Source organism: Lacibacter cauensis, assembly GCF_007830055.1.
Taxonomy (GTDB): Bacteria; Bacteroidota; Bacteroidia; order Chitinophagales; family Chitinophagaceae; genus Lacibacter; species Lacibacter cauensis.
Window position 1 is genome coordinate 171,457 of record NZ_VLLE01000005.1, and the last position, 12,260, is coordinate 183,716.

General features: G+C 41.9%; 13 protein-coding genes and 1 tRNA gene. 9 read left to right on the forward strand and 5 right to left on the reverse strand.

What is annotated here, in order from left to right; translation table 11 throughout:
- Nucleotides 1-96 precede the first annotated feature (96 nt).
- Both IQ13_RS14445 and IQ13_RS14450 read left to right on the forward strand, forming a co-directional pair.
- Nucleotides 97-2,103: a transporter-like protein gene (locus IQ13_RS14445; protein ID WP_144887101.1), complete on the forward strand. Its 2,007-nt coding sequence runs from the start codon at nucleotides 97-99 to the stop codon at nucleotides 2,101-2,103.
- 67 nt (nucleotides 2,104-2,170) lie between these two features.
- Nucleotides 2,171-2,245, forward strand: a tRNA-Val gene (locus tag IQ13_RS14450).
- A 130-nt stretch (nucleotides 2,246-2,375) separates the two neighbouring features.
- Here the strand turns inward: IQ13_RS14450 and IQ13_RS14455 are convergent.
- Entirely contained in the window at nucleotides 2,376-3,113 is a 738-nt protein-coding gene (locus IQ13_RS14455) for an MBL fold metallo-hydrolase (RefSeq protein WP_144887102.1), read from the reverse strand.
- Between the two features lie 98 nt (nucleotides 3,114-3,211).
- Here IQ13_RS14455 and IQ13_RS14460 point away from each other — a divergent pair, with 98 nt between their 5' ends.
- The gene (locus IQ13_RS14460) at nucleotides 3,212-4,243 is read left to right on the forward strand and encodes a PAS domain-containing sensor histidine kinase (RefSeq protein ID WP_158637404.1); all 1,032 of its coding nucleotides are present in this window, start codon (nucleotides 3,212-3,214) and stop codon (nucleotides 4,241-4,243) included.
- An 8-nt stretch (nucleotides 4,244-4,251) separates the two neighbouring features.
- On the opposite strand, the gene IQ13_RS14465 is transcribed toward IQ13_RS14460, so the two are convergent.
- On the reverse strand, nucleotides 4,252-5,058 hold the full coding sequence (locus tag IQ13_RS14465) for a 3-keto-disaccharide hydrolase (protein WP_144887104.1): 807 nt from the start codon (nucleotides 5,056-5,058) through the stop codon (nucleotides 4,252-4,254).
- 89 nt (nucleotides 5,059-5,147) lie between these two features.
- Nucleotides 5,148-5,375 carry a hypothetical protein gene (locus IQ13_RS14470; RefSeq protein WP_199758277.1) on the reverse strand — a complete coding sequence of 76 codons (228 nt, stop codon included), beginning with the start codon at nucleotides 5,373-5,375 and terminating at the stop codon, nucleotides 5,148-5,150.
- Nucleotides 5,376-5,454: 79 nt separating this feature from the next.
- On the opposite strand from IQ13_RS14470, the gene IQ13_RS14475 reads away from it, so the two are divergent.
- Complete coding sequence (locus tag IQ13_RS14475; protein ID WP_144887105.1) at nucleotides 5,455-5,859, forward strand: hypothetical protein; 405 nt, start codon at nucleotides 5,455-5,457, stop codon at nucleotides 5,857-5,859.
- A gap of 68 nt (nucleotides 5,860-5,927) precedes the next feature.
- On the opposite strand, the gene IQ13_RS14480 is transcribed toward IQ13_RS14475, so the two are convergent.
- Both IQ13_RS14480 and IQ13_RS14485 read right to left on the reverse strand, forming a co-directional pair.
- Nucleotides 5,928-6,818 carry a 3-hydroxyacyl-CoA dehydrogenase family protein gene (locus tag IQ13_RS14480; RefSeq protein ID WP_144887106.1) on the reverse strand — a complete coding sequence of 297 codons (891 nt, stop codon included), beginning with the start codon at nucleotides 6,816-6,818 and terminating at the stop codon, nucleotides 5,928-5,930.
- A 251-nt stretch (nucleotides 6,819-7,069) separates the two neighbouring features.
- A complete protein-coding gene (locus IQ13_RS14485) occupies nucleotides 7,070-7,711 on the reverse strand; it encodes a carboxypeptidase-like regulatory domain-containing protein (protein ID WP_144887107.1) in 642 nt (213 codons plus the stop codon).
- A 103-nt stretch (nucleotides 7,712-7,814) separates the two neighbouring features.
- On the opposite strand from IQ13_RS14485, the gene IQ13_RS14490 reads away from it, so the two are divergent.
- The 5 genes from IQ13_RS14490 to kynU all read left to right on the forward strand — a co-directional run bounded on the left by IQ13_RS14490 (nucleotide 7,815) and on the right by kynU (nucleotide 12,251).
- Nucleotides 7,815-8,909 carry an Mrp/NBP35 family ATP-binding protein gene (locus IQ13_RS14490; RefSeq protein WP_144887108.1) on the forward strand — a complete coding sequence of 365 codons (1,095 nt, stop codon included), beginning with the start codon at nucleotides 7,815-7,817 and terminating at the stop codon, nucleotides 8,907-8,909.
- Nucleotides 8,910-9,023: 114 nt separating this feature from the next.
- Nucleotides 9,024-9,275 carry a GlsB/YeaQ/YmgE family stress response membrane protein gene (locus tag IQ13_RS14495; protein WP_144887109.1) on the forward strand — a complete coding sequence of 84 codons (252 nt, stop codon included), beginning with the start codon at nucleotides 9,024-9,026 and terminating at the stop codon, nucleotides 9,273-9,275.
- A gap of 90 nt (nucleotides 9,276-9,365) precedes the next feature.
- Entirely contained in the window at nucleotides 9,366-9,998 is a 633-nt protein-coding gene (locus tag IQ13_RS14500) for an FMN-binding negative transcriptional regulator (RefSeq protein WP_144887110.1), read from the forward strand.
- A 50-nt stretch (nucleotides 9,999-10,048) separates the two neighbouring features.
- Nucleotides 10,049-10,894 (forward strand): glycerophosphodiester phosphodiesterase, encoded by an 846-nt coding sequence (locus IQ13_RS14505; RefSeq protein WP_242009560.1) that lies wholly within the window; start codon nucleotides 10,049-10,051, stop codon nucleotides 10,892-10,894.
- Nucleotides 10,895-10,973: 79 nt separating this feature from the next.
- Nucleotides 10,974-12,251, forward strand: a complete 1,278-nt coding sequence (gene kynU, locus IQ13_RS14510) for a kynureninase (RefSeq protein WP_144887112.1) — start codon at nucleotides 10,974-10,976, stop codon at nucleotides 12,249-12,251.
- Nucleotides 12,252-12,260: the final 9 nt, after the last annotated feature.

The window sequence follows — 12,260 nt, forward strand, 5'->3', positions numbered from 1 at the left end:
TTAAAAAGAGTAAATAAATAAACAATTCTTTCGGTAGTGAACGCAACATAAATGGTACGTTAATTGTCTATTGAAAGTAGTTTTTAAACGAAACGTATGAAATTCAGACTTCTGCCCAAAAAGAAAGCCCAGGATTCGCCTGTAAAGGAGAAAGCAATTGTGCTTTCCATCAACAGCACCAACAGGGGGCTCGATTTTTTGGTGGAGCTGTTTCGCAAAGTACGACCTGCCGATGCAACCAATAAAGAAGAAGCCGAGTTAAAGTTCCAGGCCTTTTTATTTCAGCTGCAGGAAGATAAGTCGTTGCTTTTTTCGCTCCGCCGGGCCTTGCTTTCGCAGTTTACCAATAGTAATCTTTCTACGGCATTAACTGAAAGTGGTTTGTTAAGTTCACGTGGGTTTATACAGGAGCTCAGTTCTAAAATCAAACATAAAATTATTCCGGCGCTGCAGCAGCCTTCCGATTTCCTGTACGTAATTGAACGCATCTTTTACAAGAAGAACGATTATGTGTGGATGGAAAAGATCGACCCGCAGTTATGGGCTTCTTTTTTTGAACGCATCGGTTTTGAAGTGGATCTGCATGGACAGGCATTGAATCATCAGTTGCTCGATGCAATGCAAACATTATCGTACCGGTTATCGATGATGGGGCTCGAAAAGGAAATTACAAGACAGCATAATACAGTTAGTGACGCTGCATTTCCTTTTCTTGAACAAAACAGGTTGATCAGCCTTTTAATTGAACGGAAGAAGGGTGCACATAATCTGCAGGATGAAAAAGTATTGGCTGCCGGTATTTTTGAAGCATTGCATAACTGTTTGCAAAGTATTATCTGGATCAAAGAGCATCGCAGGAGTATTGGTACAAGCCTTGCAGAAACATTTTTGCTTACACGTATGGAGCAGCATGTAGAGCGTATGCTGTTAATTTTAGATGCAGTTGATAACGATAAACGTTTTGATATTGACAGGTTCATTACTTACTTTATAACTGTTGTTCGTAATCAAAACAGGAAAAACAGTTTGGGTGAATTTTTGTCGCAGAATATGGGCTTGTTGGCTTACCAGATTTCTGAACACGGAGGGAAAAAAGGGGAGACATTTATAACCAAAACAAGGGCAGAGTTCAACCGGATATTTTTAAGTGCAATGGGAGGGGGCTTTATCATTTCCTTTATTGCCATCACCAAAAACCTGCTCGGTAAAATAACATTGGCTCCCTTTTGGCAGGGAGTTGCTTACAGTACTAACTATAGTCTTGGTTTTTTAGTAATACAGTCTACCGGTTCAACACTCGCAACCAAACAGCCGGCGTTTACAGCATCATCTGTTGCAAGCTCGCTCGACAGCTCAAAAATTAAAGGACGGCCCGATCTGGATAATCTCGCCGTAACCGTTGCACAGGTTTCAAGAAGCCAGATTGCATCCTTCATTGGTAACCTCATTATTGTTTTTCCGTTAACCTACCTGCTTGCCATGTTATTTTACAAAGTAACAGGTGTTATGATTGCTGAGGGCGATGCAGCTGTGGCATTATTACAGGCGCAACATCCGTTTAAAAGCCTGGCTTTGTTATTTGCATGCTTTACAGGTTTCTTTTTGTTTTTAAGCGGATTGATTGCAGGTTGGGTAGAAAATTATGTGGTGTATGCACAATTGCCGCAACGCATTCAACAGCATCCTGCTTTGCACCATAGCCTCGGAAAAAAACAATTGAACTGGCTGGCAAGTAAAGTTGAAAATAATCTGGGCTCAATTGCAGGTAGTGTGTCGCTTGGTTTCTTTTTAGGCATGGCTTCGTTTATTGGAAAAATATTTGGTATCCCCTTCGATATACGGCACATCACAATTTCTGCAGGTAATACTGCTATTGGTTTTTTTGGAATGGATAAACCTGTAGATTGGGGCTACATGGGCATCATTATTCTTGGTGTAGCGTTGATTGGTTTCCTTAACTTCTTTGTAAGTTTTGGTTTTGCATTTTTTGTGGCAGTTAAATCGAGAGGTATTAAGCTGAAAGATTATCCGGAGTTTTTAGGTATACTGTGGCGATACTTTAAAAAGAATCCGCTGGACTTTTTGCGACCTCCCAAAAAATAATTTCAAATATTTTTTCATTTTTTTTTGGCTGTATAAATCGTCCCCTTATCTTTGCACTCCCAATCAAGGAAGCATAGCTCAGTTGGTTCAGAGCATCTGCCTTACAAGCAGAGGGTCCGCGGTTCGAGCCCGTGTGCTTCCACAGAAAGCCTTCGAAATTTCGAAGGCTTTTTTTATGTCCTTATCTTTCTGCAAGCAGGAGAATTCAACTAAATACGAAAGGATAATTACTTGAAGTAAAATTGTTGTAGGTACAGCTTAAGTTTCGTTTATTATGATAGCCGGTAACGAATTGCCAGCGCTTGCAATTGCTGCGAAATGTTTTCTGTAAGCATACCTCCATGATAGCAGATGAGTTGTTTTGCAGGATAAGATGCCAGTTTATCTATGCTGTTTACTGCTTCCTCTAAATCGAGTGTAAACTGCGGATTGGCAATATTTAGTTCTCCTTTTTCAATTACAACCGCATCTGAAGTTATGATCGTTTGTATGGAAGGGATGTAGAACGAAATATGTCCCGGCATATGCCCGGGTGTGTGAATAATTTCTACACCGGGTAATAAAGGCCATGGGCCTTGTAACGGAACCGTTTCATCTACTTCAACAGGCGCAATGGCTTGGTGTGCCGCAATAAATGCGCTTGCCCAAGCTTTGTATTCAGGCGGCATCCTGTCAAACATATCTTCTGCCTGTTGTTGCCGCAATGATTTTTTTGAACCATTAATGTAGGGTTTTTCAATTGCAGTTGCATAGACCTTTAAAGAAGGAAGCAATTCTTTTAATTCTTTCAATGCACCGAGGTGATCAATGTCGTGATGTGTAATAAGGATGCCTGTTAATTGAGAAAAGGCTAAGTGTTTTTCTGTAAAAGCAGTTTTCAGTTGTGTTAAAGCGCCTGCATAGCCGCAATCAATTAAAATAAGTTGTTGCTTTGTTTGCAAAACAACCGGGTGCAGCAATTGCTCAACGTTGTTTTGCAAAACAGGAACTGTAAGTGTATGGAGTTGCATATTGTAAAACTGTGCATGTAAAATAGCAGTTTTTTAGATATGTTAAATGCTGTTCGCTGTTTCTGTTTTGTATGTATTATTGTTACGGATCAATCAACATGACTGACTTAACGCAAATTTCTGCAATGGAGCTCACGCCCTTTTTTGAGCTTACACCTGACCTTGTTTGTATTGCCGGTAAAGATGGGTACTTAAAAAAAGTAAATCAATCGGTAATTGATAAACTGGGTTATACCAAAGAAGAATTACTGTGCCGACCTGTAAATGAATTTATACATCCCGACGACAGGAGTACTACTGCTGCAGAACGAGAGAAATTAATTAAGGGTCAGCCGCTCCTTAATTTTCAAAACAGATATATCACAAAAGAGGGTGCAGTCATCTGGCTCGAATGGACTTCGATCTATTTCTCAGCCGAAGATGTGGTGTTTGCTATAGCAAAAGATATCACTGTACGGAAAATGGCTGAGCTTGATGTTGAAGCAAAGTATCACAGGGTTAAAAGCCTCGTTGGCCATTTTAAAGGTAATATTGAGCGGGAGCGTAAATACCTGTCTGTTGCCTTACACGAAGAGCTGGCGCAGTTATTAGCTGTGTTGAAAATTGATATTGAATGGATCAGAAATAAAGCACTAAACTTACCAGAGCCGGTAACAAACAGGTTGGAACATGCAGTAGCAGTAACTGATTTGCTGATGCAGACCATTCAACGGATTTCTTTTTCGATCAGCCCGGGTATGTTACAGGATCTGGGATTGGTAGAAACGTTACGATGGCATTGCAATGAGTTCAGCATTATCAGCCCCGTTGGTTGCAGTGTGGTTGGCAGCTTTGATGAAAGCAGTTTAACGAAAGAAGTACAACTCGATCTGTTTCGCATATGCCAGGAAGCATTACACAATGTCATCTATCATTCAGAAGCAACCACTGCTACCGTAACGATTACAGAAAGCGATAATGCAATTCTTATAAGTGTAACTGATAACGGAAAAGGGTTTGATGTACAGCAGCATTTGCGAGGGCCGGGATTACAGATCATGCAGGAAAGGGCCGCATCCATTAATGCCGTACTTGCACTTGAAAGTAAGCCGGGTAATGGAACCGTTGTAAACGTTACTGTAAAGAAATAGCGTTGCTGTTATTTTTTAAACTGAGCCGACAGGTCTTTAATCCGGATGTTGCGAAAGTCGATCGGTTGCCCCTCGCTTTGCAACGCAATAAAGCCACTGCTCAATAATTTCCCATCCTGTTTGATTTTAGGATCGAAACGGTTAACGACGCCGCCACCAATTTGTGGTTTTGAATATTGCAGTACCGTATCACCGTTGATAATATGCGTAATCAATGAATCGCCTAACACAATCAATTCTGCACTTACCCATTGCTCGCCATCATATGTTTTAGAAGAAGAGTTGATGCAGTGCGATGGCACAATCGTTCCCTTCTGTACCACCTCTGTGCCCGGCGAACACATATTTCCTGTTGGTCTTGGTTTGCCATCGCCTAGTCCACCGAGGAACTGCATCTCTACCGAAATGGGCCAGTCTTGTTCTTTCGGCATGGTATGCGGATCCTGCGAATGAAACATTACACCGCTGTTGCGCAGGGTATAAGAAGGTGCTGTTTTGAACCATTCGCCTACGAAACGATATTCGAGTTTCAAATGGTAATAAGAATAAGGCATTTTATAATAAAGATGACCAAACTGCTCATTGAATTGATCGTACTGGTCGTAACGCACTTTGATCATATTATCTTCTACACGAAAAGTATTGCCAAAATTTACACCAACACCGTGATGGTGAATTTTAACGATCCAGTCGTTGATGTCTTTACCGTTGAAAAGTGAAACCCAATCGCCCGATTTGTTGGATTGTTTTGAAGAACGGCAGCTACACATAATTGATGCAGCAACAAGTATGGAGAAGAGTAAATAGCGACGCATGTGTTGATGTATGAATTTCGAAGATAGTGGAAAGAAGCTAATCGTATATGGCCATACGATTGCACAGGTAACCGGTATTCAGCTTTTGTTTAATTGCCGGGTCTGTCCTGGTAGCCCCAATGTTGGTCTTCGGTAAACTCTTTTCCCTTGTAGTTGCCATAGCGGAGAATACTCCACATTAAGGTTATAACTACAATTGGCGAGCATAAAAAAAGCAAATGCACAAGGTTGATGAAAACATTGAGCTGAATGAAGATGACAAAGACCAGCAGGTAAAGACTGGCAAAAAGGGTCATATAGTTTGGATGTTTCAGCATAAACAATAGCTGTGTAACAGTACTTGCCTTGTTTGAAAGCTACCGAATAGTGTTTAACTTACCGATATAAAATTACGCAATGAAACCTTTATCATTTATTTTTCTGTTACTGCTTTCGTTACAGAGTTGTGAAAAAGAAAAGGCAAACGAAAACGAGCAGTTGTTGGGATCCTGGTTACGCACAGGAGCTACGGGCACAGAGCCTGCTGCAATCTTGATTTTTTCTAAAAATAACGGGCAATATAAGTTAGACTTTACCAGTACAGGTTCTCCGGGGCCGGGCTATCCGGCAACAGCATCTACCAACTATTCACTCTCAAAAGGGGTGTTATCGTTTGGCAATTATGTAGCACCTGCGAGTGGTATGATTATAGCCGACAGTTTTAAGTGGGTTGCGAAAGGAAAAGAATTTGAAATCAAACTACGTCACCTGTTGTTTTACATGTCGGCAGATTATACTGTTCGCTATACAAAAGCAAATTAACAATCGGGTTATTGGTAAAAACGAAAAGCCCTGCAATTGCAGGGCTTTTCGTTTTATTGTGGGGAGTTTTATTTCTTAAAACTTTTACTCACCACCAATTCTTTACTTCCGGCTGCGTAGCTGTAAAAACCTTCGCCAGTTTTAACACCTAACTTGCCTGCAGTAACCATGTTTACCAGCAACGGACAAGGCGCATATTTCGGATTGCCAAATCCATCCTGCAGCACACGCAAAATAGCAAGGCAAACATCCAAACCAATAAAGTCGGCTAACTGCAAAGGACCCATCGGGTGCGCCATCCCTAATTTCATTACTGTATCAATTTCTTCCACGCCGGCAACACCTTCGTATAAACTATAAATTGCTTCATTGATCATGGGCATTAAAATACGGTTGGCAATAAAGCCCGGATAGTCGTTTACAACACAAGGCACTTTACCAAGCTGTTTGCTAAGCTCAACAATTGTATCAGTTACTTCCGGTTTTGTAGCATAACCGTTGATGATTTCTACCAGTTTCATTACAGGAACTGGGTTCATGAAATGCATACCGATGACCATGCCCGGACGTTTTGTTACCGCTGCAATTTTTGTAATGGAAATAGACGATGTGTTGCTTGCAAGAATACAATTGGCAGGTGCGGCTTTATCAATCTCTTCAAAAATATCCAGCTTCAGCTCAATATTTTCTGTGGCAGCTTCCACTACTAATTCGGCATCGGTAACACCATCAAGCAGATCGTGTGTGGTGGTAATGTTCTTTAATGTGCTTTGTTTTTGTTCTTCGGTAAGTACGCCTTTTGCAACCTGGCGGTCTAAATTTTTTGTAATGGTTTCTTTGGCTTTTACCAACTGACCGGGATTAACATCAATCAGCTTTACAGTAAAACCGTTTTGGGCAAATACGTGTGCAATACCATTACCCATGGTACCTGCACCTACTACAGCAATCTGTTTCATTTCTATGCTTTTTTATTGCGTGCAATATAAGCAAAGCACATTGTTGATTGAATGACATGAATTGGAAAAAATGCTGATGGAAGACAAAGTAATTTGCCACGAAGTCGCAAAGGCACTATGGACACAAAGAAAACACCATGAACATTGCGTAGACAACGAACTTGACACACCGAGAAGCAGATACATACAAAAAGATGCACTTCGTTTCTTCGTTGTGCATCGTTATCTCTTCGTGTCTTCGTGGCAGGAAATTACTTTTTACTCTTAAAATCTCCCCGTTTCCAAGCCTGTATAAATTCGTTCCAGGCTACCGGGTTAAAGATGTTTTGCGGACGGTACTGGCCACTGTAGAATTGCTGTTGCGAAGCCTGCCGTTGTACATAACGTGAGTTTTCACTGCCATCTCTCGGCAGCGATTGCATCAATATTCTCGATTGTGCCGTTTTTGTATTCTGGCGGGCTATTTCAATTTTATCGGCAGGCACATCTGCATTCACAAACTCCCGTTCAAACTGTTCACGTCTTGGTCTTGCTTTAATAATGGTTGCAGGCAAATAAACCGTATCAACAACCATCAGCTGAATAACACTAAACGAGTTGCCTTCAATGTTTGCCGGTATCAGCACTTCTTTTGGTTTAAAACCAACGTAGGTAAAGTCGATGATATCACCTTTCATTACCACAATGCTGAACACACCTTGTTCGTTGGTGTAGGTGCCCCTGTTTTGGTTACGCACTTTTACCGTTACGGCGGGGAGGCCACGCAGGCTGTCGGCCGTCATCACCACACCATACAATTGCACAACCGAGTCTTTAAACGATTCAAATTGGGCTTTTACAGCCATGGGGGCAAACAATCCGGTCAGGAATATAAGGAGTAGAAATTTCTTCATCTGCTTCAAAAATAAGCTGAAAACATGATTTGCCTCATCTGTTGAAACCGATCTATGGTTAATTTTGCGCTTCGATCCACTTTTTTAACAAATACTACTACACATGACAAAGGAACAAGTGCTGCAGGCATTGAGTAATGTACAGGAGCCCGACCTTGGTAAAGACCTGGTTACGCTGAATATGATCAAAGACATTGAAATCGATGGCAATAAAGTGTCGTTTACGATTGTATTAACCACTCCGGCCTGCCCGATGAAGGATATGATGGGCCATGCAGCTACCAATGCTGTTCAGTTATTGGTGAATAAAGATGCAGTGGTGATTGTGAACTTTACATCGAACACAAGCAGTAACCGGAAAGATCCGAAATCGGTACTTCCCAATGTAAAAAATATTATTGCGGTTGTAAGTGGTAAAGGCGGTGTGGGTAAGAGCACCGTAAGTGCAAACCTCGCATTGGCACTGGCACAAAACGGCGCAAAAGTTGGTTTGATGGATGCTGATATTTACGGACCAAGCGTACCTATTATGTTTGGCGTTAGAGGCGAGCGTCCGAAAATGACAGAAGTAAACGGCAAAGCCATGATTGTGCCAATGGAAAAATATGGCATTAAATTCATGAGCATTGGTTTATTGGTGAACGAAAAAGATGCCATTGTTTGGCGTGGACCCATGGCCAGCAGTGCCATTCGTCAGTTTGTAACCGATGTGTTGTGGGAAGACCTGGATTATCTTGTAATTGACATGCCTCCCGGCACCGGTGATATTCATTTAACCTTGGTACAAACTGTTCCTGTAACCGGCGCAATTGTGGTTACCACTCCACAGGATATTGCTTTGGCTGATGCGAAGAAAGCGGTTGCCATGTTTGGTCAGGCACAGATAAAAGTGCCGATTATTGGTTTGGTGGAGAATATGGCTTACTTCACACCGGCTGAATTGCCAAATAACAAGTATTACATTTTTGGTAAAGACGGCGGTAAGCGTTTGGCTGATGAGTTTGATATGAATTTCCTCGGACAAATTCCGATTGTGCAAAGCATTCGTGAAGGTGGTGATAACGGCAAGCCTGTGATGGCAACCGATGAAGCCATAACTAAAAAAGCATTTGAAGAATTTACAGCAGCAGCTGTAAGAAGCATTTCGATGCGTAATGCAGAAATGCCTGCAACACAGTTGCTCGAAATTGTTTCGTAAACGAATTTGATAGTTTATACAATGGCGGACTTTTCGGTCCGCCATTTTTTTTGGCACGATAATTTTATAACAGCAGCTGACAGGATTTTATTCAATCAATTTAAAACACATTGTATGGAAATTATTGTCACGCTGTTAATTGGTGCCATAGCCGGTTGGCTTGGCGCACAAATTTTTAAAGGCCACGGACTTGGTTTACTTGGAAATATTGTTGTAGGTATTCTTGGCAGTATTGTTGGTTACTGGGTGTTGGGAAAGCTAGGAGTAAGCTTTGGTGCCGGCTGGATAGGGGCTATTTTAACAGGTGCACTCGGCGCCGTTATAATACTTGCAATTATTAACCTGGTGTTTCGAAGTGCAAAGTAACCATAGCGGTTAGTAGTTGATGGCGGACATACTTGTCCGCCATTTTTTTTATAACAAACTCTGGTTTAGGCAGAAGCTTACCTTTGAGGCATGTACAGTTCAGCACAGTTCAAAGAAGAAGACCAGCAACAGGTGATTGCGTTTATGAAACAGCATCCGTTTGCGATGTTGATTGGTAACAGCAATGGCCGTGCAGTTGCCACACAGGTTCCGTTGATGATTGAAGAGCGGGAGGGGAAGTTGCTGTTGCTCGGGCATATTACACGCAAACAGGATCATCAGTTGGTGTTTGAAGAAAATGCAGAAGCACTGGTTGTTTTTACCGGTGCACATGCGTATGTAAGTGCTACATGGTACGAAAACCCGCAAATGGTAAGTACCTGGAACTACAGCAGCGTGCATGTACGTGGAAAGCTGTTATTTTTAAATGAAGAAGGGTTGATTGATGCCTTGCGCAAACTATCGCTGCATTATGAAAAACAGAATACACAATCTTCAACCATCTACGATAATTTGCCGGCAGAGTACGCAGCAAAAATGCTGAAAGCAATTGTTGGGTTTGAAATAGAAGTTACATCGATTGATCATGTGTTTAAGCTGAGCCAGAACAGAGATGAAAAAAGTTACGATAACATCATCAGTCATTTGAAAGGAGAAGGAAGCGAAGCGGCGGCAGTAGCAAAGACTATGGAAGAACGGAAAGATAAAGTATTTAAGCAATGAAAAGCTGTTATAGGTTTATCCTTGTTATATTATTAAGCAGTTGTTCAAATATGAAGACGATTACAAACACCCCTTCAAGGGATGGGGGCTTCGATAAACAAGGTCATCGTGGCTGCAGAGGTTTGATGCCGGAGAATACCATTCCTGCTATGCTGCATGCATTGGAGTTGAATGTTACAACGCTGGAGCTGGATGTGGTGATTACAAAAGACAAACAAGTGGTGTTGTCGCATGAACCGTTCTTTAATCATGAAATTGCAACAAAGCCTGATGGAGCTTTGGTAACAGAGGCAGAAGAGAAGAGTTTGAATATCTTTCATATGCCCTATGATGAGGTAAAACGCTTTGATGTAGGATTACGGCCACATCCCCGTTTTCCTCAGCAGCAAAAAAACGCAGCTTATAAACCGTTGCTCCGTGATTTGTTTGATAGTATTGCCGTTTATCTGCAATCGCATAAACGTCCGCAACCTTATTTCAACATCGAAACAAAATGTTTACCTGTAACAGATGACATCTTTCATCCAAAGCCGGAAGAATTTGTTGAACTGCTGATGGCGGTGATCAGAGAAAAGAAAATGGAGCAGTGGGTTATTATCCAGTCGTTCGATTTTCGTACACTGCAATATCTGCATCAGCATTATCCCAACATCAAAACAGCGATGCTTATTGAAGATGACGATCAACGTGGAATAGAAAAGCAAATAGAGTCGTTGGGTTTTATGCCAACCATCTACAGTCCGCATTATTCGTTGGTGAATAAACAATTAATCAGTTATTGTCATCAGCGAAAGATCAAAGTAATTCCGTGGACAGTAAATACAAAAGAAGAAATAGAACAATTGAAAACAATGGGTGTTGATGGTATTATCAGCGATTACCCGAATTTATTTTAAATCCGTCTGACGCCCTCGTCTGACGGATTCATTAGTTATATAAATTGGTCCGAAGAGGGCGTCAGACCAAAGGACAAATATGAACTTTCAACCAACGCTTGCATTTGCACAACAACTCGATGAACAGGATGCATTAAAAAGCTTCCGCAGCGAGTTTCTTATTCCAACTGAAAACGGAAGCCAGCAATACTATTTTTTGGGCAATTCGTTAGGTCTGCAACCCAAACGCACAAAGGACAAACTACAAACCATTCTGGATGATTGGGCAAAGCAGGGAGTAGAATCATTTTTCCATGCTGAGCAACCGTGGATGGATTATCATGATCGCTTAACAGGTCCGTTGAGTAAAATTGTCGGCTGTTTACCCCACGAAGTAACGGTGATGAATAACCTTAGCGTAAACCTGCATTTGATGCTGGTGAGTTTTTATCGTCCGCAAGGGAAGCGTTGCAAAATTTTGTGCGAGGCCAAAGCTTTTCCCAGCGATCAGTACATGATGGAAACACATGTACGCAATCATGGGTACGATCCTGCCGATGCCATCGTAGAAATTGCTCCACGCCCCGGCGAGCATACACTTCGTAACGAAGATATTCTGCAAAAGATCGTTGAGCTGCGTGATGAGCTGGCATTGGTTTTATTCGGCGGGATTAACTATTACAGCGGTCAGGTATTTGACATGCAAACCATTACCCAGCTGGCACAAAAGGCCGGTGCAAAAGTTGGGTTCGATCTGGCACATGCTGCCGGTAATATTGAAGTGGAGCTGCATAACTGGAATATTGATTTTGCCTGCTGGTGCAATTACAAATATCTCAACGGTGGTCCGGGCGCCATTGCTGCAGCGTATATTCATGAACGTTATCATAACGATGCTTCGTTGCAACGTTTTGCCGGTTGGTGGGGGTATGAAAAAGCTACTCGTTTTCAAATGGAGAAAGGCTTCAAACCTATTCAAACAGCAGAAGGCTGGCAGTTAGGTACGCCGCCGTTGTTGTTGTATGCATCGTTGCTGGCATCGCTGGAAGTGTTTGAGGAAGCAGGATGGAGCAACATCAACACAAAGCGGAAACAGTTAACGGCTTATCTCTGGTATATACTCGATGAAGTGAACAAGGCGCAAACAAAGCCAATTATTGAATTCACCACTCCTCGTGCCGAAGCAGAGCATGGCTGCCAGGTAAGTATGAATATGCTGCAACGTGGAAAGGAAATTTATACAGCATTAATGAATGCCGGCTATTTTGTTGACTGGCGGGAGCCTTCGGTGATTCGGTTGGCGCCAGTACCTTTGTACAATACGTTTGAAGAAGTGTGGAAGTTTGGGGAGGAGTTGAAGAAGATTGTAAGTCAGTAAAACAGATAG